General features: G+C 74.4%; 26 protein-coding genes. 13 read left to right on the top strand and 13 right to left on the bottom strand.

Going from position 1 to position 23785, the window contains the following annotated elements; translation table 11 throughout:
• Positions 1 to 3: 3 nt before the first annotated feature.
• The 4 genes from H7344_RS00500 to H7344_RS00485 all read right to left on the bottom strand — a co-directional run bounded on the left by H7344_RS00500 (position 4) and on the right by H7344_RS00485 (position 2222).
• Entirely contained in the window at positions 4 to 768 is a 765-nt protein-coding gene (locus H7344_RS00500) for a methyltransferase domain-containing protein (protein WP_186344076.1), read from the bottom strand.
• 42 nt (positions 769 to 810) lie between these two features.
• On the bottom strand, positions 811 to 1269 hold the full coding sequence (locus H7344_RS00495; protein WP_186344075.1) for an SAV_6107 family HEPN domain-containing protein: 459 nt from the start codon (positions 1267 to 1269) through the stop codon (positions 811 to 813).
• Positions 1266 to 1544, bottom strand: coding sequence for a DUF6504 family protein (locus H7344_RS20995; RefSeq protein WP_186344074.1), 279 nt, complete (start codon positions 1542 to 1544; stop codon positions 1266 to 1268). Before H7344_RS20995 ends, H7344_RS00495 begins: the two co-directional genes overlap by 4 nt.
• A 198-nt stretch (positions 1545 to 1742) precedes the next feature.
• Entirely contained in the window at positions 1743 to 2222 is a 480-nt protein-coding gene (locus tag H7344_RS00485; protein WP_186344073.1) for a hypothetical protein, read from the bottom strand.
• 81 nt (positions 2223 to 2303) lie between these two features.
• On the opposite strand from H7344_RS00485, the gene H7344_RS00480 reads away from it, so the two are divergent.
• The 4 genes from H7344_RS00480 to H7344_RS00465 are packed head-to-tail and all read left to right on the top strand — an operon-like array spanning position 2304 to position 5078.
• Positions 2304 to 2777 carry a YbaK/EbsC family protein gene (locus H7344_RS00480; RefSeq protein WP_186344072.1) on the top strand — a complete coding sequence of 158 codons (474 nt, stop codon included), beginning with the start codon at positions 2304 to 2306 and terminating at the stop codon, positions 2775 to 2777.
• 5 nt (positions 2778 to 2782) lie between these two features.
• The gene (locus H7344_RS00475; RefSeq protein WP_229706833.1) at positions 2783 to 3142 is read left to right on the top strand and encodes an ArsC/Spx/MgsR family protein; all 360 of its coding nucleotides are present in this window, start codon (positions 2783 to 2785) and stop codon (positions 3140 to 3142) included.
• Between the two features lie 13 nt (positions 3143 to 3155).
• On the top strand, positions 3156 to 3770 hold the full coding sequence (locus H7344_RS00470) for a DUF4126 domain-containing protein (RefSeq protein WP_186344071.1): 615 nt from the start codon (positions 3156 to 3158) through the stop codon (positions 3768 to 3770).
• A 9-nt stretch (positions 3771 to 3779) separates the two neighbouring features.
• A complete protein-coding gene (locus H7344_RS00465) occupies positions 3780 to 5078 on the top strand; it encodes a phytoene desaturase family protein (RefSeq protein WP_186344070.1) in 1299 nt (432 codons plus the stop codon).
• Between the two features lie 28 nt (positions 5079 to 5106).
• Here the strand turns inward: H7344_RS00465 and metF are convergent, their stop codons facing one another.
• Positions 5107 to 5997 (bottom strand): methylenetetrahydrofolate reductase [NAD(P)H], encoded by an 891-nt coding sequence (gene metF, locus H7344_RS00460; protein ID WP_186344069.1) that lies wholly within the window; start codon positions 5995 to 5997, stop codon positions 5107 to 5109.
• A gap of 74 nt (positions 5998 to 6071) precedes the next feature.
• Here metF and H7344_RS00455 point away from each other — a divergent pair, with 74 nt between their 5' ends.
• A complete protein-coding gene (locus H7344_RS00455; protein ID WP_186344068.1) occupies positions 6072 to 7148 on the top strand; it encodes a polyprenyl synthetase family protein in 1077 nt (358 codons plus the stop codon).
• A 4-nt stretch (positions 7149 to 7152) separates the two neighbouring features.
• Here the strand turns inward: H7344_RS00455 and H7344_RS00450 are convergent, their stop codons facing one another.
• The 3 genes from H7344_RS00450 to H7344_RS00440 are packed head-to-tail and all read right to left on the bottom strand — an operon-like array spanning position 7153 to position 8358.
• On the bottom strand, positions 7153 to 7578 hold the full coding sequence (locus H7344_RS00450; RefSeq protein ID WP_186344067.1) for a barstar family protein: 426 nt from the start codon (positions 7576 to 7578) through the stop codon (positions 7153 to 7155).
• Entirely contained in the window at positions 7575 to 7976 is a 402-nt protein-coding gene (locus H7344_RS00445; protein ID WP_186344066.1) for a ribonuclease domain-containing protein, read from the bottom strand. The genes H7344_RS00450 and H7344_RS00445 overlap by 4 nt, the downstream gene beginning before the upstream one ends.
• 7 nt (positions 7977 to 7983) lie before the next feature.
• Positions 7984 to 8358, bottom strand: coding sequence for an Rv2175c family DNA-binding protein (locus H7344_RS00440; RefSeq protein WP_186344065.1), 375 nt, complete (start codon positions 8356 to 8358; stop codon positions 7984 to 7986).
• A gap of 131 nt (positions 8359 to 8489) precedes the next feature.
• On the opposite strand from H7344_RS00440, the gene pknB reads away from it, so the two are divergent.
• From pknB to H7344_RS00415, 5 genes are all read left to right on the top strand, one after another.
• Complete coding sequence (pknB, locus tag H7344_RS00435) at positions 8490 to 10607, top strand: Stk1 family PASTA domain-containing Ser/Thr kinase (RefSeq protein WP_229706834.1); 2118 nt, start codon at positions 8490 to 8492, stop codon at positions 10605 to 10607.
• Positions 10608 to 10624: 17 nt separating this feature from the next.
• Positions 10625 to 11527 carry a deoxyribonuclease IV gene (locus H7344_RS00430; protein WP_186344064.1) on the top strand — a complete coding sequence of 301 codons (903 nt, stop codon included), beginning with the start codon at positions 10625 to 10627 and terminating at the stop codon, positions 11525 to 11527.
• Positions 11524 to 12450 (top strand): DMT family transporter, encoded by a 927-nt coding sequence (locus H7344_RS00425; protein WP_229706835.1) that lies wholly within the window; start codon positions 11524 to 11526, stop codon positions 12448 to 12450. Before H7344_RS00430 ends, H7344_RS00425 begins: the two co-directional genes overlap by 4 nt.
• A 241-nt stretch (positions 12451 to 12691) precedes the next feature.
• On the top strand, positions 12692 to 13729 hold the full coding sequence (gene aroF / locus H7344_RS00420; RefSeq protein WP_229706836.1) for a 3-deoxy-7-phosphoheptulonate synthase: 1038 nt from the start codon (positions 12692 to 12694) through the stop codon (positions 13727 to 13729).
• A gap of 30 nt (positions 13730 to 13759) precedes the next feature.
• On the top strand, positions 13760 to 14680 hold the full coding sequence (locus H7344_RS00415) for an NADase-type glycan-binding domain-containing protein (RefSeq protein ID WP_186344062.1): 921 nt from the start codon (positions 13760 to 13762) through the stop codon (positions 14678 to 14680).
• 155 nt (positions 14681 to 14835) lie between these two features.
• Here the strand turns inward: H7344_RS00415 and H7344_RS00410 are convergent, their stop codons facing one another.
• From H7344_RS00410 to H7344_RS00395, 4 genes are all read right to left on the bottom strand, one after another.
• Positions 14836 to 15828, bottom strand: coding sequence for a threonine aldolase family protein (locus tag H7344_RS00410; RefSeq protein ID WP_186344061.1), 993 nt, complete (start codon positions 15826 to 15828; stop codon positions 14836 to 14838).
• An 8-nt stretch (positions 15829 to 15836) separates the two neighbouring features.
• Positions 15837 to 17171, bottom strand: coding sequence for a class II 3-deoxy-7-phosphoheptulonate synthase (locus H7344_RS00405; RefSeq protein WP_186344060.1), 1335 nt, complete (start codon positions 17169 to 17171; stop codon positions 15837 to 15839).
• An 84-nt stretch (positions 17172 to 17255) separates the two neighbouring features.
• Positions 17256 to 18716, bottom strand: a complete 1461-nt coding sequence (locus H7344_RS00400) for an APC family permease (protein ID WP_186344059.1) — start codon at positions 18714 to 18716, stop codon at positions 17256 to 17258.
• Positions 18717 to 18791: 75 nt separating this feature from the next.
• On the bottom strand, positions 18792 to 19370 hold the full coding sequence (locus H7344_RS00395; protein WP_229706837.1) for a nucleotidyltransferase family protein: 579 nt from the start codon (positions 19368 to 19370) through the stop codon (positions 18792 to 18794).
• Between the two features lie 45 nt (positions 19371 to 19415).
• On the opposite strand from H7344_RS00395, the gene H7344_RS00390 reads away from it, so the two are divergent.
• The gene (locus tag H7344_RS00390) at positions 19416 to 20177 is read left to right on the top strand and encodes an endonuclease/exonuclease/phosphatase family protein (protein ID WP_186344058.1); all 762 of its coding nucleotides are present in this window, start codon (positions 19416 to 19418) and stop codon (positions 20175 to 20177) included.
• Here H7344_RS00390 and H7344_RS00385 read toward each other — a convergent pair whose 3' ends face one another.
• Positions 20178 to 21206, bottom strand: a complete 1029-nt coding sequence (locus tag H7344_RS00385; RefSeq protein WP_186344057.1) for a 6-phosphofructokinase — start codon at positions 21204 to 21206, stop codon at positions 20178 to 20180.
• 282 nt (positions 21207 to 21488) lie between these two features.
• Here H7344_RS00385 and H7344_RS00380 point away from each other — a divergent pair, with 282 nt between their 5' ends.
• Together H7344_RS00380 and glpK are read left to right on the top strand one after the other, a co-directional pair.
• On the top strand, positions 21489 to 22307 hold the full coding sequence (locus tag H7344_RS00380) for a DUF1028 domain-containing protein (RefSeq protein WP_186344056.1): 819 nt from the start codon (positions 21489 to 21491) through the stop codon (positions 22305 to 22307).
• Positions 22304 to 23779 carry a glycerol kinase GlpK gene (glpK, locus tag H7344_RS00375; RefSeq protein ID WP_186344055.1) on the top strand — a complete coding sequence of 492 codons (1476 nt, stop codon included), beginning with the start codon at positions 22304 to 22306 and terminating at the stop codon, positions 23777 to 23779. The genes H7344_RS00380 and glpK overlap by 4 nt, the downstream gene beginning before the upstream one ends.
• Positions 23780 to 23785: the final 6 nt, after the last annotated feature.

Below are 23785 nucleotides of genomic sequence, written 5' to 3'. Positions count from 1 at the left end.
GGGTCAGCGGGCGAGCAGGTGCAGCTGGGTCGCGAGCGGGAGGTACTCCGGCCGGTCGGCGACGGCGCGCTCCAGCTCGACCAGGGCCGCGGCAGCGCCCGGCTCGGCGTCGAGGAGGGACCCGGGCACCAGGTCGGCGAAGACGCGGACCGCGTGGACGCCGTCGACGGTGAAGCCGGCGTCCTGCAGCAGGCCCTCGACCTCGTCCCGCGTGAACCGCCGACCCGAGCGGCCCGGGGCCGGCGCCGCGGGGTCGCCGTCGAGCAGGGCGATCGCCTGCTGGAAGTGACCGGCCATCGCCCGGGCCACCACGGCCGCGTGCCGCTGGGCGACCAGCAGGCTGAGCGTGCCGCCGGGGCGCACGGCCGAGCGGAGCGCACCGAGCGCGGCCGCCGGGTCCTCCACGACCTCGAGCACCCCGTGGCACAGCACCACGTCGGCGGCGTCCGCGCCGACGACGTCGACGAGGCCGGAGAGGTCGCCCTGGTGCGCGGCCACCTCGACGCCCCGCTCCCGCGCGCGGCGGTCGAGGGAGGCCAAGGCGTCCGGGCTCGGGTCGACGACGGTGACCCGGTGGCCGGCCTGGGCGACCCGGACCGCGAAGCCGCCGGTGCCGCCGCCGATGTCGAGGACGTCGAGCGGACCTCGATCCAGTACGTCGCCGAGGGCGCTCCAGACGACCGCGGTCCGTGCCGCCGTGCGGCGCTCGCTCGGACGGTCGCTCGTTCGGTCGCCGGGTCGGTCGCCGGGCCGCTCGGGAACTGGCATGCCGCCCAGCCTAGGGCTCGGGGGCCGCCGGGCACGCCCGGCTCACCCGACCCGGCGCACGACGTGGACCTGCACCGGCGCGTGGGGCACGAGCCCGAGCGCCTGCTCGACCACGCCGAGGAACCGGTCGGCGTCCCGCACGAGGTCGTCGGCCTCGCGCTCGGTCACCGCCCGCCGCGAGCCCGCCTCGGCCGCGGCCCGCTTGCCGGCACCCGCGGCGAAGAACCGCGCCCACTCCTCGAGCTCGGGAGCGACCTCCACCAGGAGGACCCACGCGTTCTTCTGCGGCCGCCGCCGCGCGGGGGTCGGCCGGGCCCGCGCCGCGAGCAGCGCCGCGGCCGCCCGGAGCGCCGCGACGTGCGCGTGGGCGTAGCGCTCGGTCACCTCGGCCGCGGCGATCGCCTCGCTCAGCGACTCGGCCGACCGGGCCAGGTAAGCGTGCGTCGTGGCGGGCAGGGCGTAGGGGTTCGGCTGCTCCGGGACGCTCCGCACGGCGCTCACTCCCCCGCTCCCGCTCCCGCGCCGGCCGCCAGCAGCCAGCGCCCGGCCGGCACGTCGTGGACGAGCTCGAAGACCCCGCCGCCCGCCGGACCGTCCTGGTCCAGCCGGCCGCGACCGGCCGCCACGCGCCACACCTCGCGCGGCGGCAGCTCCTGGCTGCGCCGCTCGAGCACCGTCCGCACCTTCCACAACCGCCCGCGCCACAGGAACTGGGCCGGGCCCTCGAGCCCGCCCGCACCGGTCCGCACCTCGACGGGGTCGTCGTACCGCACCACGTCCGCCTCGCTCCTCGGGCTCCCGCCCGGATCCGTCGACCCCACCGACCCCGGACCGTTCGACCCGGCGGGGACGGGGGTCGAGGTCGTCCCCGCCGGGTTGCTCGAACACTTGTTCGAACGAGACGAAGGTACACCTCGGCACCGACAGGTCGTCAAGACCTGCCGGTGGTGGCCGGGGAGGAGCCGGCCGGGCCCTCAGCCCTGGTCGCCGGGCGCGGCCCCCGGGCCGCGCACGAAGGCGCTGGTGGAGCGGCTCCACAGCAGCACGAGGATCGCCACGTCGACGACGAGGGAGACGACGGCGGCGACCACGAACTGTGCCGGCGGCTCGGTGCGCAGGCCGGCCACGGTCGCGATCGCGGCCATCAGGACCACGGCCGCGAGCGAGTGCCTCGCCCAGTTCGCACCGACGACCAGGAACGGCACCAACGTGCCGATGAGCCCGATGAAGGTGACGAGCAGGACGATCGCAACCGGGACGAACGCGGGCTGCTTGATGTCGGCGTCGACCGGATGCCCGACCGACCACGAGTCGAGCAGGTCCGCGCGCAGGAGGACGGTGAGCACCGCGGTGAGCGCGGCGAGGCCGACCAGCACCCACAGCAGCCGGACCGCGCGCTGGACCGACGCGGGCCGGGCCGTCGTCATGGGGTCCGTCGTGGGCTGGGTCGTCATGCGGGCTCCTCGTGCGGGTGGTCGCGGGGGTCGGGCCGGATGTCGGGCCCGGTGTCAGCCCGGTGCCCTAGGGTCGCGCTCATGGCGACCGAGCACCCTTCGATCACGCACTTCCGCGAGGAGCACGCACGACGCGGCGGCACCGGCGACGTCGTCATTCTGCCCGACTCCGTGCACACCGCGGCACTGGCTGCCGAGGCGCTGGGCTGCGAGGTCGGCGCGATCGCCAACAGCCTGCTCTTCGAGGCCGACGGCAACCCGGTGCTGGTGCTGACCTCCGGCGCGCACCGCGTCGACACCGGCAAGGTCGCGGCGACCGTCGGCGTCCCCCGTCTGCGCCGGGCGAGCGCCGAGCTGGTCCGGGCGGCGACCGGCCAGGTGATCGGCGGGGTCTCCCCGATCGGGCACCCGACCCCGGTGCCGACGTACCTCGACCGCTGGCTGCAGCAGCACCCCGTCGTGTGGGCAGCGGCCGGTCATCCCGCGGCCGTGTTCTCGACGACGTACGACGAGCTGCGGGCGCTGACCGGCGCCACCGAGATCGACGTGGAGTGAGACCGGTGAGCATCGAGATCTGGCTGAACCCCGCCTGCACCAAGTGCCGCACCGCCGTCGCGGAGCTCGACGCCGCAGGGGCGGACTACACCGTCCGGCGCTACCTCGACGACCCGCCGACCGCGGCGGAGCTCGGCGAGGTGGTGGCCCGCCTCGGGCTGGAGCCCTGGGACGTCGCCCGCCCGAAGGAGGCGCGCGAGGCCGGCATCGACCTGCCCCGCGAGCCGTCCGCGCGGCAGGCGTGGCTCGAGGCGCTCGCCGCCGCGCCGCGCGCGATCCAACGCCCGATCCTCACCGCCTCCGACGGCACCACGGTCGTCGGGCGGGACCCCGAGTCGCTGGACCGCGTCATCCGCCAGGGCTGACGAGGAGGCTGCGGTGGAGTCGCTCGCGCTCGCGTTCTCCAGCGGCTGGGCCAGCGGCATCAACGCCTACCTGGTGGTGCTGGTCCTCGGCGTCGCCGACCGGGTCGGCGACCTCGACCAGGTGCCCGACGCCCTCGGCCGGTGGGACGTGCTGGCCGTGGCGTCGCTGTTCTTCGTGGTCGAGCTGGTCGCCGACAAGATCCCGTACGTCGACTCCACGTGGGACGCCGTCTCGACCGCGATCCGCCCGACGGTCGGCGCGGTGGTCGGCGTCCTGCTCGCCGGCGACGCGCAGACGCTGGACCAGGCCGTGCTCGGCACGGTCGGCGGCGGCACCGCCCTGCTGTCCCACCTGGCCAAGGCCGGCGGTCGGCTGGCGATCAACACCTCCCCCGAGCCGGTCAGCAACGTGCTGGCCAGCGTCACCGAGGACGTCGCGGTCCTGGCGGTGGTGTGGTTCGCGCTCGAGCACCCGCGGGCCGCGGCGGCCGTGGCGGCGGTGCTGCTGGTCGGCGGCCTGGTCGTGCTGTACCTCGTCGCCCGGCTGGTCCGGCGCGGCTGGCGCCGGTGGCGCTCCCGCCCGGCCCCGCCGGGCGGCGGTGCCGGCGGTGTCGGCGCGGCCCCCTAGGGTCGAGCCGTGGCGCGGGTCGTGGTCGTGGGTGGCGGGTTCGCCGGGCTCGCGTCCGCCGCGCGGTTGGCGAAGCTCGGTCACGAGGTCACCCTGCTCGAGCGCTCCGGCGTGCTCGGCGGCGCGCTGAGCACGGTCGAGGCCGACGGCTTCGCCTGGGACGCCGGCCCGACGTGGACCACGCTGCCGGCCGTCGTGCGCGACCTGTTCCGCAAGAGCGGCCGGCCCGTCGAGCGCGAGCTCGAGCTGGTCCCGCTGGACGTGGTGCGCGAGCACCGGTTCGCCGACGGCACCGGGGTGACCGTCCCCGCTTCACGCGGCGCGCAGGTCGCCGCCTTCGACGCGCTCGGGCCGGGACTCGGGCAGCGCTGGGTCGACCACGTCGCGTCCTACACCGAGGTGTGGGAGACGCTGCGCCGCGAGTACCTCGAGGTGCCCTGGGACCCCACCGCTCTCTCCCGCCCGCTGGCCGCGCTCCTCGACGGGCGCGAGACGCTGCACCGGCGGCTGCGCAAGACGTTCAAGGACGAGCGGCTCGCGCTCGTGGCCGGCCACCCGGCCGTCGCCGAGGGCCACGACCTGCGCAACGTGCCCGCCTGGGCCGGCGTCACGGCGTACGTCGAGCAGCGGTTCGGCGCGTGGACGGTCGAGGGCGGCATGGCCCGGCTCACCGAGGCCCTGGCTGCGCGGATGGCGACCCGCGGCGTGACGGTCCGCACCGGCACGACCGCGCGCGACCTCGTGGTCCGGGCCGGTCGCGTGGCCGCGGTCGACCTCGGCGGCGAGCAGGTCGACGCCGACGTGGTCGTGGTGGCCGTCGACCCGCGCCTGCTGCCCACGCTGGCACCGCTCGTCGCGCGCACGATGCCGGCGATCCCTCCCGTCGTCACCCACCTCGGGCTCGACGGCGACGTGCCCGAGCTCCCCCACGAGGTGGTCCTGCACGGCGACCCGCTGCTGGTCGTCCGGCCCGGCGGCCGGGCTCCGGACGGGGCCACCGCGTGGACCGTCCACGGCCGCGGCCGGCTCGCCGAGGACGTCCTCCGAGCGCTGGCCCGCCACGGCATCGACGTGCGCCCCCACGTCGTCGCCCGCGTCGACCGCACGCCGCGCGACCTCGTCGAGGCCTGGGGCGGCTCGCCGATGGGCGTCCTGTGGCAGGGCCGGTCGACCGTGCGGCAGCGGCTGGGGCCGACGACGCCCGTGGCGGGGGTGTACGCCGCCGGCGCGCACGCGACGCCCGGCGCCGGCCTGCCGTACGTCGGCCTGTCGGCCGCCCTCGTCGCCCAGGCCGTCGGCCCCGCCTGAGCGAGGGCGGCCGGACCGGTCGGACCGGTCAGGCGGAGACGTTGAGCCGGTCGAAGATCTCGAGCGTCGCCCGGGACCGGTTGAGCGTGTAGAAGTGCAGCCCCGGCGCGCCGCCGGCGAGCAGCTCCTCGCACAGCTCGGCCGCCACCGCGATGCCCTCGTTGCGCACCGCGGCCGGGTCGCCGTCGTGAGCAGCGATCCGGCGGACGACCTCGTCGGGCACGTCCGCGCCGATCAGCTCGCCCTGGCGACGGATGGCGGCGAGGTTCAGGATCGGCATGATCCCCGGGAGGATCGGCATGTCGACGCCGCGGTCACGAACGCGGGCGACGAGGCCGAAGTAGTCGGCCGCCCGGAAGAACATCTGCGTCACGGCGAACTCCGCGCCGGCCCGCGCCTTGGCGACCAGCACGTCGGCGTCGTGGTCGAGCGACTCCGCCGTCGGGTGGCCCTCGGGGAAGGCTGCGACGCCGACCCGGAAGTCACCGCGCGAGCGCGCCAGCTCGACCAGCTCGGTCGCGTAGGTCAGCCCGCCGTCGGTCGGCGTCCACGCGGCCCGCGGGCCGTCGGTGGGGTCGCCCCGCAGCGCCATCACGTGGTGCACGCCGGCCTCGTGGTAGGCGTCGAGGATGGCCTCGAGCTCCGCGCGGGTGTGCCCGACGCAGGTGAGGTGGGCCATCGGGATGAGGGACGTCTCGCGCGCGATCCGGCCCGTGACCCGGACGGTCGAGTCGCGGGTCGAGCCCCCGGCGCCGTACGTCACGGACACGAAGGTGGGCCGGTAGGGCTCGAGGGCGCGGATCGCGTCCCACAGCTGCTGCTCGCCGGCCTCGTCCTTCGGGGGGAAGAACTCGAACGAGAACGACTTCCCGCCCGCGCGGATCATCTCCGCGAGCGAGCGTCCAGGTCCGGTCACCATGCCCGAAGCGTACGGTCGGCGCCGCCGCGGACCGGCATCCGTCCACGCAGCAGCCACTGGCTAGTCTCGACGGCGTGACGGCCAGCGGGTGGGACAGCGACGACTTCCGCGACCGGGTCCAGCGGGCGCTCGACGCGTTCCTCGACCAGCAGCTGGCGCGCCTGGCGCCGCTCGGTCCCGATGCGGAGCGGCTCATCACCGAGGCCCGCACCACCGTCCGGGGCGGGAAGCGGTTCCGCGCATCGTTCTGCTGGTGGGGCCACCTGGCGGTCACCGCTCCGTCCTCCGCCGCCGACGCGGAGGCCCTCGTCCGCGCCTGCGCCGCGCTCGAGCTGCTGCACGCGAGCGCGCTGGTGCACGACGACCTGATGGACGCCTCCGACACCCGACGCGGCCGCCCCGCCACGCACCGGCAGCTGGAGTCCGAGCACCGCGCGTCGGGCTGGACCGGCGACCCGGAGCAGTACGGCGCGGCCGCGGCCATCCTGCTCGGCGACATGCTGCTGAGCTGGGCCGACGAGCTGCTGCGGCGCTGCGGCCTGCCGCTGGCGCAGGTCGCCCCCGCGCTCGAGGTCTTCGACCTGTGCCGCTCCGAGGTCGTGGCCGGCCAGTTCCTCGACGTGTCCGTCCAGGCGCGGGGCCGCGCCGACGTCGAGACCGCGATGACCGTGCTGCGCTACAAGTCCGCGAAGTACTCCATCGAGCGCCCGCTCCACATCGGCGCCGCGCTCGCGGGGGCCGACGACGGGATGCTCGACGCGCTGTCGACCTTCGGCCTGCCGCTCGGCGAGGCGTTCCAGCTGCGCGACGACCTGCTCGGCGTCTTCGGCGACCCCGCCACGACCGGCAAGCCCGCCGGTGACGACCTGGTCGAGGGCAAGCGCACCGTGCTCGTCGCCCTCGCGCTCGACGCCGCTCCCGACGCCGACGCGGCCCTCCTCGACCGCTCGCTCGGCACCCCGCTCGACGAGGCGGCGGTCGAGCAGCTGCGCGGGATCATCGACTCCTCCGGCGCCCGCGCCCAGGTCGAGGCGGTCATCGAGCAGCTCTCCGAGCTCGCCGTCGCCGCCCTCGACCGCGCCCCCGTCGACCCCGCCGCCCGCGACGCCCTCCGCGCCCTCGCCGACGCCGCCACCCAGCGCACCGTCTGACGGACTACCGATCCGTCGCGTCCGGACCTGTGGACGACGGCCCGCGGAGGAGGACGGTGAGACCGGCGCCGGCGAGCAGGCGCAGGACGACGTCGACCGTGCGGGGGTCCTGGTCGTGGAGGACGCCCCAGCCGTCCCAGAGCAGGGCGGTCCGGCCGGTGCCGGGCTCGGCCGCGAGGTCGCGCAGGCAGTCGGCCAGCGCGTCGAGGTTGCGGCCCCACCAGGACGGGAGGGCGAGCGCCTCGCCGAGCGCCTCGAGCGTCTCGGCGCGGGACGGGTGGGCCCGGCCGTCGAGGTGGAACAGCCGCCAGCCGGCGCGCTCGAGGGTCGCCCGGACGTCCGCGACGGCGTACGCCACCTCCCAGCGGTGGACGCCGGGCGGCACGCGCCCGGCGAGCAGGTCGGCCAGGAAGTCGTCGGGTGCGCTCACGGCAGCACCTCGGCGAAGGAGGCGTAGTGGTCGTCGGTCCAGTACCACTCGCGCGGCTCGCCGGCGACGATCCGCCGCGGCCCGCGGTGGTCGAGGCCGGGCGTGGGGACGGTGTACTCGCGGTAGTAGCCGTCCTCCTGCTCGGGCAGCAGGCCCTCGTAGTTGTGGAAGACGGTGCCGTCGTGCTCCGGCTCCGGGAACGGGCCTCCGTCCCGGATCCGATCGATCGTCTCCTGCGCCTCGCGCGGCAGGGCGGCCAGCTCGACCGTCGGCAGGCCCGAGGAGCCGGACCGGTCGGGCGCCGGATCCCCGCCGCCGGCCAGCAGCGCGCCGAGGACGACCAGCAGGACGACGACGACCAGCGAGCCGACCGCCCGGAGCCGCGGGCTCAGTCGCACGGGACGGTCAGAACGCCATCGCCTGGGCGCGGCGCTTGACCTCCGAGCCGCGGTTCTCCCGCAGCGCGTCGATCGGGCGACCCGGCAGGTCCTGGTCGAGGTAGAGCCAGGCGATGCACTCGCGGTCGTCGTACCCGCCGTCGTGCAGCACCGTCAGCAGCCCGGGCAGGCCCTTGACGGGGAACCCGTCCTGGATGAAGTCGGCCGGCACCTGCTGGCCCGCGCCCGGCGAGGGCACGGCGGCGGCGAGCTCGTGGTCGCGGATCATCGTGCGGACCTTGGCGACGGTGACGTCGAGCCGGCGGGCGGCCTCGGCCCAGTCGATCCACTCGGGCACCAGGGCCGCGAGGTCGTGGTCGGCGAGCGGGATGTCGTCGGTCATGGGCCCATCCTCCCATCCGTGCCGGTGGGTCCGCGCCACGCCGGGCGCCGGGCTCAGCCCGCCGGGAAGGGCCTGCTTTCGTACGATGTCCCCGCCGGAGACTTCCCCCTTCGGCATGCAGGAGGGTCGCCGTGACGCCAGATCGTCATGCCCGGTCGGGCGCGGACGCGTCCTCGACCGACCCCTCCTCCGGTCCACCCTCCCCTCGCTGGGACGGTCAGCGGCTCGAGGGGCGCCTCCTCGACGGCCGCTACCGCGTCGGTCCGCGGATCGCCCGCGGCGGCATGGCCAGCGTGCACGAGGCCACCGACATCCGGCTGGACCGGACCGTCGCGATCAAGGTGATGCACCCCGGGCTGGGCGACGACGAGGAGTTCGCGGCCCGGTTCGTCCGGGAGGCCCGTGCGGCCGCCCGCCTCTCGCACCCGAACGTCGTCGCGGTCCACGACCAGGGCGACGACGACGGCGTGGTGTTCCTGGCGATGGAGCTGGTCGCCGGTCACACGATGCGCGACGTCATCGCCAAGGAGAGCCCGATGCCGCCGGCCCGCGCGCTGGCGCTGCTCGAGCCGGTGCTCTCCGCGCTCGCGGCCGCCCACCGCGCCGGGCTCATCCACCGCGACGTCAAGCCCGAGAACGTCCTGATCTCCGACGAGGGTCAGGTCAAGGTCGCCGACTTCGGCCTCGCCAAGGCCGTCAGTGCCGACACCCAGCACACTGCGACCGGCGGCGTGCTCATCGGCACGGTCTCCTACCTCGCGCCGGAGCTGGTGGTCGACGGCCGCGCCGACGCCCGCGCGGACGTGTACGCCGCGGGCGTGCTGCTCTTCGAGCTGCTCACCGGTCGCAAGCCGCACGAGGGCGAGTCGCCGATCCAGGTGGCCTACAAGCACGTGCACGAGGACGTCCCGCTGCCCTCGACCCTCGTCCCCGGCCTGCCGGCGTACGTCGACGCGCTGGTCGCCCGCGCGACCGCCCGCGACCGGGGCCAGCGGCCTGCTGACGCCGGCGTGCTCCTCCACCAGCTGCGCCGCGTGAGCACCGCCGTGGTGACCGGCGTTCGCGAGGACCCCGACCTGGTGGCCGACCTGATGCCGCGCCCGCCCGCGCCCGAAGCGGTCGGCGGCGACACCGGCGAGCTGACCCAGCTGCTGCGCCCGACCGACGTCCCGCCCGCCGTCGAGCGGGACGAGCGGAGCCGGCGCACCGACACCGCCGCCGACCCGTGGGACGAGGAGGAGATGGCCGCGCTGCTCGCCCCGTCGAGCACCGGCACCCCGGTCTCCCCGACCGCGCCGCCGCCGACCGAGCACACGCGGACCGTGCAGGTCCCGGTCGCGCCGGCGCCGCGGCGTACCCGCCGGTCCCGCAAGGGCCTGCTCGCCCTCGTCCTCGCCGTGCTGCTGGCGGCGGGGTTGGGGACGGGCGCGTGGTGGTTCGGGTTCGCGCGCTGGACGACCACCCCCGGCGTCATCGGGCTGGACCGCCAGGCCGCGGTCGAGCGGCTCGAGGCCGCCGGGCTCGAGGCGGAGATCGGGCCCCGCGCCTTCTCCCGCACCGTGCCGGCCGGCGAGGTGATGTCGACCGACCCGAGCGCCGGCGACCGCGTGCTCGACGGCGGCACCGTGACGGTGACGATCAGCAAGGGTGAGGAGCTCTACGACGTCCCGAAGCTGCGCGGGATGACCGAGGACGAGGCGCAGGACGCGCTCGCCGAGCTGAAGCTGGAGTTCGGCGGGTCGACCCAGCGGTGGTCCGAGGACGTGCCCGAGGGCGTCGTCATGGCCAGCGACCCGAAGCCCGGCACGACCCTGCGGCCCGGCTCGGTGGTCGACCTCGTGGTCTCCAAGGGCCGCAAGCCGATCAAGGTCAAGGACTGGACCGGCGAGGACGCCGACACCGCGCGCCAGCGGATGGAGGCCCAGGGCCTGGTGGTCGAGGTCACCGACGAGCAGTACTCCGACGACGTCGCCGAGGGCGATGTCATCAGCCAGGACCCGGTCGGCGCGACGCTCTTCAAGGGCGACTCCATCGAGCTCGTCGTCTCCCTCGGACCCGAGCTCGTCGAGGTCCCCAACGTCCGCGCGTCCGGGGTCGACGCCGCGCGCGAGGAGCTCGAGGCGCTCGGCTTCGACGTCGAGACGAGGGAGGCGGCCGGCTACCTAGGGCTGGGCTACGTCTTCTCCCAGAGCCCCGGCTCCGGCGAGCGAGTCCCGAAGGGCTCCACGATCACGCTGACCCTCATCTGAGCGGGTAATCTCCGCGGGTGCTCGACCCCGCCCAGCTCGCCGCCCGCAACCCCGTCGGCACCCACGTCACGGTCGGCAAGGGTCTCGTGTCCGGGGCCCTCGCCTCGGCGGACGAGCTCGGCTGCGAGGCGTTCCAGGTCTTCTGCGGCAACCCGCGCGGGTGGGCGCTCAGCGCCGGGAAGCCGGCCGAGGACGCGGCGTTCCGGGCCGCCACCGCCGAGCGCGGCACGCGGGTGTTCGTCCACGCGCCGTACCTCGTCAACCTCGGCTCCCCCACCCCGCTGACCTACGAGCGCTCGGTCGCCAGCGTCGCGCACAACCTGCGCCGCGCGGCCGAGATCGGGGCGGAGGGCGTCGTCGTGCACACCGGGTCGTACGTCGCCGCGGACGACACCAGCGAGCGGTACGACGCCGCGCTGCGCCAGGTCCGCGAGGGCCTGCTGCCGCTGCTGGAGACCCTCGACGCGGCCGGCGAGGACGCGCCCTGGCTGCTGCTCGAGCCGACCGCCGGCCAGGGCCGCTCGCTCTGCGCCGGCGTGGACGACCTGGCGGCGTACCTCGACGCGCTCGACCACCACCCGCGCGTCGGCATCTGCCTCGACACCTGCCACGTCTTCGCCGCCGGCGCGCCGCTGGACGAGCCAGGTGGCGCGGCCGCCACGCTCGACCACCTCGTCGAGGTCGCCGGGCCCGGGCGGCTGCGGCTGGTGCACGCCAACGACTCGATGGACGTCCGCGGCGCGTTCAAGGACCGCCACCAGAGCATCGGGAACGGCCACATCGGCATCGAGCCGTTCCTCGAGCTGTTCGCCCACCCCGCGACCGAGGGCGTGCCGTTCGTCGCCGAGACGCCCGGCTCGCGGGAGGTCGGCGGGGACGTGCAGGTGCTGCAGGAGCTCCGCGCCAAGGCGCTGGCTTGAGCGCTGACACGAGCGCCGGCTCGAACGGTGGGGTGACCGACCGGCGCACCTCCCTCCTCGCCGCCGGCGCGCTGCTGGCGATGACGGCGACGTGGGGCAGCACGTTCTTCCTCATCAAGGACCTGCTCGACCGGGTCCCGACGCTGGACTTCCTGGCGGTCCGCTTCGCCATCGCCGGTGCGGTCATGCTGCTCGTCGCGCCGCGGGCGGTGCTGCGGCTGTCGGCGGCGTCGCGGCGGCGGGCGGTCGTGCTGGGCGGGGTGTACGGCGTCGCGCAGATCCTCCAGACCGCCGGCCTGGCCCACACGGCCGCGTCGGTCTCGGGGTTCATCACCGGCATGTACGTCGTGCTGACCCCCGTGCTCGCCGCCCTGCTGCTGCGCACGCGGACGACGCCGCTCACCTGGGCGGCGGTCGCGCTGGCGACGGGCGGGCTGGCCGTCCTGACACTGGACGGGGTGGCCATCGGCTACGGCGAGGCGATCACGCTGGTCAGCGCCGTTCTCTACGCGCTGCACATCGTCGGGCTCGGCGCCTGGTCGAACGCCCGCGAGGCGCTCGGCATCTCGATCGTGCAGCTGCTGGTCATCGCGGTCATCTGCCTGGTGGCGACCGCACCGGACGGGATCGTGCTGCCGCCGACGCCCGCGGACTGGCTGTCGGTGGTCTACATGGCGCTCGTCGCCGGCGCGCTCGCGCTGATCGGGCAGACCTGGGCGCAGGCCCACCTGCCGCCCACCCGCACCGCGATCATCATGAGCATGGAGCCGGTGTTCGCGGCGTTCTTCGCCGTGCTCCTCGGCGGGGAGTCGGTGACCCTGCGGATGGTGTCGGGCGGGCTGATGGTGCTCGCCGCGATGCTGGTCGTCGAGGCGCTCCCCCGCCGGAAGGTCGAGGGCGAGGTCCAGCACCTGGTCGTGTGAGCCGGGTCGTCGGAGTCCACCTGGCGGGACGGGACGGTCCGGTCCTGGTCGGCGGGCTAGGTTGTTCCTCGTGACGCGCACCTATGTCTTTGGACGCCAGCCGGGAGCACCCGGGCCGGCCGTCCTCTCGTAGGCACGCCGCACCCCATCCAACGCCCCCGGCTCCGGCCGTGGGGCGTTCGTCGTTCTCGGGGCCGTAGTCGGGAGCCGCTCGAGAAAGAGGAACCCCATGGTCGTCGTCATGTCCCCGGAAGCCACCGACGAGGACGTCGCCGCCGTCGTCGCCCGAGTGGAGGGCGTCGGAGGCGAGGCCTTCGTCAGCAAGGGCGTCGTGCGCACCATCATCGGCCTGGTCGGTGACATCGAGTCCTTCCACCACCTCAACCTGCGCACGCTGCGCGGCGTCGCGGACGTGCACCGGATCTCCGACCCCTACAAGCTGGTCAGCCGCCAGCACCACCCCGACCGCAGCACGGTCTGGGTGGGGGCGGCCGGCCGCCAGGTGCCGATCGGGCCGGACTCGTTCACGTTCATGGCCGGCCCCTGCGCCGTCGAGACGCCGGAGCAGACGCTCGCCGCCGCGCAGATGGCCAAGGGCGCCGGCGCCACGATCCTGCGGGGAGGGGCTTACAAGCCGCGCACCTCGCCGTACGCCTTCCAGGGCCTCGGCGTCCGCGGCCTGGAGATCCTCGCCGACGCCGGCCGGGCGACCGGGCTGCCGGTCGTCACCGAGGTCGTCGACGCCCGCGACGTCGAGGTCGTCGCCGAGCACGCCGACATGCTCCAGGTCGGCACTCGCAACATGGCCAACTTCGGGCTCCTCCAGGCCGTCGGCGAGGCCGGCAAGCCGGTCCTCCTCAAGCGCGGGATGACCGCGACGATCGAGGAGTGGCTGATGGCGGCGGAGTACATCGCCCAGCGCGGCAACCTCGACGTCGTGCTGTGCGAGCGCGGCATCCGCACCTTCGAGCCGGCCACCCGCAACACGCTCGACATCTCCGCGGTGCCGGTCGTGCAGGCCACCAGCCACCTGCCGGTCATCGTCGACCCCTCGCACGCCGCGGGCCGCAAGGACCTGGTCGTGCCGCTGTCGCGGGCCGCGATCGCGGTCGGCGCCGACGGGATCATCGTCGACGTCCACCCCGACCCCGAGACCGCGCTGTGCGACGGCCCGCAGGCGCTGCTCGGTGCCGAGCTGCGCGAGCTCGCCCAGGCGGTGCGCCGGCTGCCGTCCGCGGTCGGCCGCGTCGACGCTGGGGAGCTCTCCCGGACGGCCTGAGCCAGGGGCTGCTCGCTACCCTCGACCCCCGTGGAGAACTGCACCGCCTGCGGCGCGCGCCTCGGCACCGGCCGGTCGTGCCCCGCGTGCGGCCACCCGGCCGAGGCGCCGGACCTCTCGGACTGGCGCACCGACACCGCCGAGCGGCCCGCGATCAAGGACGTCCCGCTCGCGCCGCGCTACCCGCTGTACGCCGACGAGGCGCCGGCCCCCACCCCTCCCGGGTCGGGCGGCCGGCGCCGCGGGTGGCTGCCCTGGGTCGCCGGGTCCGCGGCGTTGCTCCTCGTGGCGGCGCTCGGCACCGCCCTGCTCGTCGGCGGGGCGGACGACGAGCAGGACCCGGCGCCGGTCGCGGAGTCCGCGGCTCCTTCCTCGCCCGCCCCGTCCTCGTCGGCTCCCCCGCCGGCCCAGCCGACCCGCACCGCGCGGGACGACATCAGCCGCGAGCCCGAGCCCCGGGAGCCGGAGGACGTGGCCGCGTCGGCCAGCGTGCAGGTCCCTGCCACCGCCCCGCCGAGCCGTGGGCTCGACGGCGCCCGCACGTCGTACGACGCCGCCAACCTCGTCGACGGCGACCGCTCCACCACCTGGCGGATGCGCGGGGACGCCAGCGGCCGGCAGCTCGTCCTCCGCCTCGACCGGCCGACGACGATCACCCGGGTCGGCCTGGTCAACGGCTACGCCAAGCGCGCCCGCGGGCCGCGGGGCGGCGTGCTCGACTGGTACACCGGCAACCGTCGCGTGCTCGCCGTCGAGTGGGTCCTCGACGACGGCACGGTCGTGCGCCAGCGGCTCGACGAGGTACGCCGCGTGCAGACCGTCGACGTCGGCGCCATCACCACCCGCCGCGTGCGGCTGCGGCTCGTCGAGGTCAGCGCACCCGGCTCCGGGCGCGCAGGTCGCGACTACACCGCCGTCAGCGAGGTCTCGGTCGTCGGGCTGCCCGGCTGAGCGCTCGGGACTGGTTCGCGGGGCGCGTGTCGTGTCGGTTCACCAAGGCATGCAGGTCAACCGTCACTCCCCTGGGTGAGCTGACCGTGGGAAGTGTCGGTCCGGCTGCATACCTGGATGAACCGACGACCGGCAGCCGGGCAGCCGGCGGCCGGTTACAGCGCGGCGAGCGCGGCGGCGGCCTTCTCGGCGTCCTCGCGGCTGACGTCGAGGTGGGTGACCAGCCGGACGGTGGTCGGGCCGACCATCGAGACGCGGACGCCGGCCTCGGCGGCCCGGGCGACGAAGTCCGCCGCGTCGGTGCGCGGGACGACCACGATGTTGGTGTCGACACCCTCGGGGTCGACCCCGCAGGCCTCGGCGAGCAGCCGGGCGTGGGCGTGGTCGTCGGCAAGCCGCTCGAGGTGGTGGTCGAGGGCGTGCAGGCCGGCCGCGGCGAGGATGCCGACCTGGCGCATGCCGCCGCCCATCCGCTTGCGCCAGACCCGCGCCTCGGCGATGACGTCGGCGGAGCCCAGGGTCAGCGAGCCGACCGGCGCGCCGAGCCCCTTGGAGAGGCAGACGGCCATGACGTCCGCGACCGCGCCGTACTCCGCCAGCGGCGTGCCGGTCGCGACGTGGGCGTTCCAGATCCGCGCACCGTCCATGTGCACCGACGAGCCGGCGGCGGTGGCCAGCTCCCTCAGGTCGCGCAGGTCCTCGATCGGCAGCACCGCACCGCCGGCGAAGTTGTGGGTGCACTCCACCGAGATCGCGGCGGTGCGCACGAAGAACGGCCCCAGGTCAGGGGCGTGCATCTGCCGCAGCATCGCCAGGTCGACCTGCCCGCGCGGGTGGAACCAGGTCCGCATGGTGATCCCGCTGTACGCCGCGTGGGCGCCGAGCTCGGCGCGCGTGATGTGCGCGGAGGCCTCGCAGATGACCTCCTGGCCCGGCTGCACGAGCGCGCGGACCGCCAGCACGTTGGCCATCGAGCCGGTCGGCATGAACAGCGCGGCCTCGTGGCCGAACAGCTCCGCGACCCGCTCCTCGAGCGCGAGGACGGTCGGGTCCTCGCCGTACACGTCGTCGCCCACCTCGGCGCGCGCCATCGCCCGGCGCATCGCCTCGGTCGGACGGGTCAGCGTGTCCGAGCGGAGATCGATCATCGAGCCGATCAGGCCTTCCGCAGCATCTCGGCAACCAGGAACGCGAGCTCGAGGGACTGCACGCGGTTGAGGCGCGGGTCGCAGACGGACTCGTAGCGGTTGCCGAGGTCGACCTCGAGCAGGTCCTCGCCGCCGCCGACGCACTCGGTGACGTCGTCACCGGTGAGCTCGACGTGCAGGCCGCCGGGCCAGGTGCCGAGCGAGCGGTGGACGTCGAAGAAGCCCTGGACCTCGTCGATGACGTCGTCGAAGCGGCGGGTCTTGTAGCCCGAGCTCGCCTCGAAGGTGTTGCCGTGCATCGGGTCGCAGACCCACGCGACCTGGAGGCCCTCGGCGGTGACCTTCTCGACCAGGTCCGGCAGCCCGTCGCGGATGCGGCCGGCGCCGAAGCGGGTGATGAACGTCAGCCGGCCGGCCTCGTTGAGCGGGTTGAGCCGCGCGGCGAGCGCGAGCGCGTCGTCGGGGGTGGTGGTCGGGCCGAGCTTGACGCCGATCGGGTTGCGGATGTGGCTGAGCAGCTCCACGTGGGCCTGGTCGAGCTGGCGGGTGCGCTCGCCGATCCAGACCATGTGGCCGGAGACGTCGTACGGCATCTGGGTGCGCGAGTCGATGCGGGTCATCGCGTGCTCGTACTCCAGCACCAGCGCCTCGTGGCTGGAGTGGAAGTCGACGCGGTGGAACTCCACCGGGTCTGCACCGATGGCCTGCATGAACGTCAACGCGCGCTCGATCTCGCTGGCGACGGCCTCGTAGCGCTGGCCGACGGGCGACTCCTTGACGAAGTCGGTGTTCCAGGTGTGCACCTGGCGCAGGTCGGCGTAGCCGCCGGTGACGAATGCGCGGATGAGGTTCAGCGTCGCGGCCGAGGAGTTGTAGACGTCGACGAGCCGCTGCGGGTCGGGCACGCGGGACTCGGGGGTGAAGTCGAAGCCGTTGACGGCGTCGCCGCGGTACGCCGGCAGCGTGACGCCGTCGCGCGTCTCCATGTCGGAGGAGCGCGGCTTGGCATACTGCCCCGCGAGCCGACCGACCTTCACGACCGGGACGGAGGCGGCGTACGTCAGCACGACCGCCATCTGCAGCAGCACGCGCAGCTTGTTGCGCACGTTGTCGGCGGTGACGCCGGCGAACGTCTCGGCGCAGTCGCCGCCCTGGAGCAGGAACGCCTCGCCGCGCGAGACGGCCGCGATCTTGTCCTTGAGCTCGTCGCACTCGCCGGCGAAGACCAGCGGCGGGAGCGTGCGCAGCTTGGAGACCGCGGCGTCGACCGCCTCGGAGTCCGGGTACGTCGGCTGCTGGGCCGCGCCCAGGGCGTGCAGGGTCGCGAGGTCGGGGATGCTCACCGTTCCAGGGTACGTCCGGGGGCGGGCCCCGCCTGAATCAGCGGACCGGACCGAGACGCCCGCCCGCCGCCGTCCGGGTCCCGCTCACTCGTCGAGGTGCTCGATCTCCCGGAAGCCGGTCTTCTTCGCGCGGACACCGCGGTTGGTCATCCAGGTCAGCGCCCACAGCGCGACGCCGATGGCGAGGAGCACGGCGGCGATGGAGTACTGCACGTAGTCGTCCTCGTTGCGCGCCCACGGACCGATGAGGAACGCCGAGGTCAGCGCCCCGGCCCACGGGACCCAGCCCGGCGCCCGGAAGACCGGCTCGGTGGTCCGGTCGCGACGCAGGACGAGGCAGGAGATGTTGACGACGGTGAAGACGCACAGCAGCAGGAGCGCCGTGGTGCCGGCCAGCGCGACGACCACGTCGCTCTCCGAGCGGAGCCGGACGTAGGTGATCAGGCCGAGCGCCATCACCGTGGTGAACAGGATCGCCGCCCACGGCGAGCGGCGCTCGGGCAGCACGGCGGCCAGCGAGCGCGGCAGCACGTCCTGCTTGGCCATCCCGTAGACCAGCCGGCTCGCCATCAGCATGTTGATCAGGGCGGTGTTGGCGACCGCGAAGACCGTGAGGAACGGGTAGATCGTGTCGATCGGCAGGCCCGGCGCCCCGACGCGCACGACGTCGAGCAGGATCCCGGCGTCGGGGTTGACCGGGTCGGCGATGTCGCCCGGCGGGATCACCACGACCACCGAGATCGCCACCAGCATGTAGACCAGCGCGCAGATCCCGAGGCCGGTGAGCATGATCCGCGGGAACGTCTTGCCCGGGTCCTTGGTCTCCTCGACCATGTTGACCGAGTCCTCGAAGCCGACCATGGCGAAGAACGCGACGGTGGTCGCGATCGTGATCGACACGAAGACGTTCTTGTCGCCGGCGGTCTCGAAGACGACGATCCGGCCGAGGTCGCCGTCGGTGGCCATCGCCCAAAACCCGATCGCGATGATGATCCCGAGCGCGACGACGACCACCATCGTGAGGGCGACGTTGAACTTCACGCTCTCGCCGACACCCCGCAGGTTGATCCCCGCCAGGACCAGCATGAACCCCAGGGCGGCGAACAGGGTCGCGGTCGTCCCGGTGGGCACTCCCCCGAAGACGTCGTCCAGACCCGCGAGCAGGTTGGACGCCACCAGGCTCGAGGACGTCGACGCGCTGGTGATGCCCGAGCACACGACCGCGAAGGCGACGAGGAACGTCACGAAGTGCAGGCCGAACGCCTTGTGCACGAACAGCGCGGCCCCGGCGGCCTGCGGGTGCTTGGTGACCAGCTCCAGGTAGGACAGCGCGGTCAGCGCCGCCACCGCGAACGCCACCAGGAACGGCAGCCACGCCACCCCGCCGACCTCGGACGCGACGTCGCCGGTGATCGCGAAGATGCCCGCGCCGATGATGTCGCCGACGATGAAGAACAGCAGCAGCTTGGGGCCGATGACCCGTTTGAGCTCCGACTCGGAGCCGGTGCCGGTGGTGGGCGCCTCGGAGGCGCCGGAGGCGGTCATAGGGACACGGTTGCCCCCACCCGTTCGGCGGAAACCTCGCGGCTCCCGCCGGACCGGACCGCCGCGCAGCCGGGGCTAGGCGGCGGCGGTGTCGGCGGGGTCGATGACGCCGAGGCGCTCGAGGAGGACGAGGAAGGCGACGGCGAAGTCGTTGTCGGCGGTCTCGGCGCGGACCTCGTCCCAGTCGACCTGCTCGCGGACGGCGCGCGCGACGGGCAGGGACTTGCCGAAGTCGCAGGCGTGCTCCTCCATCGCGTTGAGCTTCTGGCCCATGAGCACGGTCGCGGAGAGCACCGGCATCTGGACGGACTCAACCTCGATCTGGTCGACCTCCGCGAGCACGGACCGCTCGACCGGGATGCCGTTGGTGCGGAAGAGGATGTCGACCATCGCGCCGTCGACGAAGACCTTGAACAGCCAGTCCTCCGGCGGCTGCACGACGTCGAGCCCCTCCTCGGCGAGCAGCTCCGACGCGCGGCCGGCGTCGGGCTCGGCGACGACGAAGTCGACGTCGTGCTCCGGCTCGGGTCCGCCACGGGCCCACAACGCGTAGCCGCCGGCCAGCGCGAACGGCACGTCGCCCTGCTTCAGGGTCACCGCCACCCGCTTCAGCGCCTCGCGCAGGGGGTGCAGGTCGGGGATGCCGTGGCTCACGCGGTGCGGTGTACCCGTGGCGCGGCACGGGTACACGGCCGACCGATGCGCCTGGTCACCTTCAACATCCTCAACGGACGCCACCCCGCCGACGACCACGTCGACGTGGACGCCTTCGCCGCAGCGGTCCGCTCGCTCGACGCCGACGTGCTGGCGCTCCAGGAGGTCGACCGCAACCAGGCCCGCTCGGGGCACGCCGACCTCACCGCGGTCGCGGCCGAGGCTATGGGCGCCGCGGACAGCCGGTTCGTCGCCGCGCTGAGCGGCAGCCCGGGGGCCACCTGGGTCGCGGCGACCGGCGAGGAGCAGCCCGACGCCGCGGCGTACGGCATCGCCCTGCTGAGCAGGCGGCCGGTGCGGTCCTGGCAGATCATCCGGCTGCCCGTGCTGCGCACGCGCGTGCCGATGACGTTCAAGGACAGCCGGCTCCCGACGCTGGTGCAGGACGAGCCGCGGGTGGCGGTGGCCGCGGACGTCGAGTGCGGCGACGCGACGCTGACCGTCGCCAACACCCACCTGTCGTTCGTGCCGTGGTGGAACGGCCGCCAGCTGCGCTCCCTGGTCGCCTCGCTCGACGTCTCGCAGCGGCCGCTGGTCGTCACCGGCGACCTCAACATGGACGCCGACCGGGCAGCGCGTACGACGCGCATGCGCGGCCTCGCGCGGCACGCGACGTTCCCGGCGCACGCGCCGGTCGAGCAGCTCGACCACGTGCTGGCCGACGGCCCGGTCACCGCGACGGCGACCGAGGCGCGGGAGATGCCGCTCTCGGACCACCGCGCCCTCGTGGTCGACCTGCAGGTGTGATCAGCCGAAGAAGACCTGCGCCTCGGCGTACTCCTCGCGGCTGACGACCTTCAGCTGGCCGGTGCCCTCGGCAAGCGGCACGCGGGCGATCTTGGTGCCGCGCAGCGCCATCATCGTGCCGAAGTCGCCGTCGGCGACCGCGTCGATCGCCTGCAGGCCGAACCGGGTGGCGAGCCACCGGTCGAACGCGGTGGGCGTGCCACCGCGCTGGACGTGGCCGAGGACGACCGCGCGGGCCTCCTTGCCGGTGCGCGCCTCGATCTCCGAGGCGAGCCGGTCACCGATGCCGCCGAGGCGGACGTGGCCGAAGGCGTCCTTCTCCCCCGACACCAGCGTCATGTCGCCGCCCTCGACGGGGACCGCGCCCTCGGAGACGACGACGATCGGGGCGTACTCGCTCTCGAAACGGGTCTCGACGTGCGCGCAGACCTTCTCGATGTCGAAGGGCTGCTCGGGGATGAGCACGGCGCTGGCGCCGCCGGCGATGCCGGCGTGCAGGGCGATCCAGCCGGCGTGGCGGCCCATGACCTCGACGACGAGCACGCGGTGGTGGGACTCGGCGGTGGTGTGGAGCCGGTCGATCGCCTCGGTGGCGATGTTGACGGCCGTGTCGAAGCCGAAGGTGAAGTCGGTGCCGGAGAGGTCGTTGTCGATGGTCTTCGGCACGCCGACGACCTGCACGTCGAGCTCGGCGAGCTTGGTCGCGACGCCGAGGGTGTCCTCGCCGCCGATCGCGACGAGGGCGTCGACGCCGTGCGCGGCGAGGTTGTCCTTGATCCGCTCCACGCCGCCCTCGATGCCGAACGGGTTGGTGCGGGAGGAGCCGAGGATGGTGCCGCCGCGCGGGAGGATGCCCCGGCACTGCTCGATGCCGAGCTCCATCGTCAGGCCCTCGAGCGGGCCCTTCCAGCCGTCGCGGAAGCCGACCAGCTCGAAGCCGTGGTCGCGCACTCCCTTGCGGACGACGGCGCGGATGACCGCGTTCAGACCGGGGCAGTCGCCCCCACCGGTGAGCACTCCGACGCGCACGGGACCTCCAGGGTTCGGGACCTTCGTTGGAACGTTCCAGACGCTGCCGACCCTAGTGGTCCGCCGGTCAGGTCGGTAGCGCGTCGGCGGACCGGTTCGTGACCCGCTCCGCCGCGGTCGGCAGGACCCGGCCGAGCGGGCCGCCGGCGTCGATGCCGATCGCGGTGACGAACCTGCGGGGGGTCCGATCGAGGGGAAGCCGAGACGCTCGGGCGCCGGAGGATCCTGCCCCGGCGTCCGGCCTCGGCGTCGTGCGAGGGTGCCGCTCGCTAGGGTCCGCCCATGACCTTCTCGATCGTGGCCCGCTCCGCCGACGGAGAGTCCTGGGGCGTCGCCGTCGCCTCGAAGTTCCTCGCGGTCGGGGCGGTCGTCCCGGCCGCCGTCGCCGAGGTCGGCGCGATCGCGACCCAGGCCGACGCCAACGTGGCGTACAAGGGAATCGCGCTCTCCCACCTCGACGAGGGCGCGACCGCCCAGGTGGCGCTGGACCGGATGCTCGAGGAGGACGACGGCAGCGCGGACCGCCAGGTCGGCATCGTCGACGTCGACGGCAACGCCGCGACGCACACCGGCGGGGACTGCCTCGACTGGGCCGGCGGGGCGACCGGCGAGGGGTACGCCGTGCAGGGCAACGTGCTGACCGGGCCCGAGGTGGTCGAGGCGATGCAGCGCGCCTTCGAGTCCTCCGACCCCGCCGCTCCCCTGGCGCGGCGGCTGCTCGCGGCGCTGGCCGCCGGCGACGAGGCGGGCGGCGACAAGCGCGGTCGGCAGTCGGCGGCGCTGCTGGTGGTCAGCGAGGGGGCGGGGTACGCCGGCGGCGACGACATCGCCGTGGACCTCCGCGTCGACGACCACGCCGCGCCGGTGGTCGAGCTCGAGCGGCTCCTCGACCTCAACGACCTCTACCTCACCGCCTCGACCGAGGAGGAGAAGGTGCCGGTCGACGACGAGCTGCGTCGCGAGCTCGAGACCTGGGCGACCGAGCGCGGGCACCGCGACTTCGCCGCCTGGGTCGGCACCGAGAACTACGAGATGCGGGTCGACCCCGAGCTGGGGTGGATCGACCGGAAGGTGCTGGCGATCGTGCGGGGCACGGCGTGAGCATCCTCGCGATCGACGCCGGCACCACCGGCGTCACCGCGGTCGTGGTCACCCCGGACGGGCGGATCGCGGCGAAGGGCTACCAGGAGTTCGCCCAGCACTTCCCCCAGCCGGGCTGGGTGGAGCACTCGCCGGAGGAGATCTGGCAGGCGACCATCGAGGCGTGCCGCGAGGTGCTCGGCCAGGTCGACCGCTCCGAGCTGAAGGGCGTCGGGATCACCAACCAGCGCGAGACCGTGCTGCTGTGGGACCGCGAGACCCTCGGCTCGCCGCGCCGCGCGATCGTCTGGCAGGACCGCCGCACCGCCGACATCTGCACCCGGCTGCGCGACGAGGGCCACGAGGAGCGGGTCGCCGAGCTGACCGGGCTGCGGCTCGACCCGTACTTCTCCGGCACCAAGCTCGCCTGGATCGCCGAGCACGAGCCGCACACCTGGGCGCTGGTCGAGGAGGGGCGGTACGCCGTCGGGACGGTCGACTCCTACCTCGTCGCGCGGATGACCCGCGGCCTCCACCACGTCACCGACGTCTCGAACGCCTGCCGCACGCTGCTGATGGATCTCTCCACCGGCGACTGGAGCGACGAGCTGTGCTCGCTCTTCGGGGTCCCCCGCGACGCGCTCCCCGAGCTGGTGCCCAACTGGGGCGAGCTCGCCGTCACCGACCCGCGCGTCTTCCTCGACCTCTCGCTGCCCATCGCCGGGATCGCCGGCGACCAGCAGTCGGCGCTCTTCGGCCAGACCTGCTTCGACGTCGGCGACTCCAAGTGCACCTACGGCACCGGTTCGTTCGTCCTCACCAACTGCGGCACTGAGCTGCCGCGCTCCGAGGCCGGCCTGCTCTCCACGGCCGCCTGGCGCTCTCCCGATGGCGAGCTGACTTACGCGCTCGAGGGCTCGATCTTCGTCACCGGCGCGGCTGTGCAGTGGCTGCGCGACGGGCTGCAGATCGTCGGGTCGGCCGCCGAGACCGCCGCGATCGCCTCGACCGTCCCCTCGGCCGACGGCGTGGTGTTCGTCCCCGCGCTCACGGGCCTCGGCGCCCCGCACTGGGACCCCCACGCCCGCGGCCTCATCATCGGCGTCACCCGCGGCACGACCCGCGCCCACCTCGTGCGCGCCACCCTCGAGGCGATCGCCTTCGAGGTCCGCGACGTGCTCGAGACCATGCCAGCCTCGCTCTCCTCGCTGCGCGTCGACGGAGGCGCCTCCGCCAACGACCTGCTCTGCCAGGTCCAGGCCGACCAGGTCGGCGTCCCCGTCGAACGCCCCCAGCTGGTCGAGACGACCGCCCTCGGCGCGGCCTTCCTCGCCGGGCTGGGCACCGGCGTGTGGTCCTCCACCGACGAGCTGCGCGAGACCTGGGCCCTCGACCGCTCCTTCACCCCCGGCCGCGACCGCACGGCGTACGACGCCTCCCACGCGCGGTGGCGCGAGGCCGTCGAGCGGTCCAAGGGCTGGGCGCTCGTCTGAGTCCTC

The organism is Nocardioides deserti, from assembly GCF_014266025.1.
GTDB classification, from domain to species: domain Bacteria; phylum Actinomycetota; class Actinomycetes; order Propionibacteriales; family Nocardioidaceae; genus Nocardioides; species Nocardioides deserti.
Note: the sequence above shows the minus strand (reverse complement) of the source record. Positions and strands in the feature narration are given on the sequence as shown.